The sequence below is a fragment of the Vibrio sp. OPT46 genome (genome assembly GCF_015163535.1).
GTDB lineage: Bacteria > Pseudomonadota > Gammaproteobacteria > Enterobacterales > Vibrionaceae > Vibrio > Vibrio alginolyticus.
Genome location: NZ_JADDYG010000371.1, coordinates 1 through 336, shown reverse-complemented (window position 1 = coordinate 336; position 336 = coordinate 1). Strand labels below are relative to the sequence as shown.

Below are 336 nucleotides of genomic sequence, written 5' to 3'. Positions count from 1 at the left end.
GTAAAACACAGTTTAGCTCATCAATATTTTCGTTCTGGCAAATTGGTCCGAATTGGAGATATCGCTATCAAGCCCAACTTTGCGTATTACTTGTGTGCGCCAAAAGGCTACTTAAAAAGACCTAAAGCTCAATTGTTTGCGCAATGGTTGAAGGAAGAAATAGAAATATTTGAAAAGTCAGTGGTACCAGACTTTAAGACCATTGACCTAAAAGGCAACAGTACTAGAACGGCATCATAACAAACGCTAAATAGGAATAAAACAAACACGCTCTGCGTATAAGACTGCTAAATACAAAAAGCCCCGCACTAAGCGGGGCTTTCAAGTTATAGAGTT

The 336-nt window shown here is 39.0% G+C and carries 1 pseudogene; it reads left to right on the top strand.

What is annotated here, in order from left to right:
* Positions 1-240, top strand: a pseudogene (locus IQR33_RS17060) (transcriptional regulator); the annotation flags it as partial.
* Positions 241-336 lie beyond the last annotated feature (96 nt).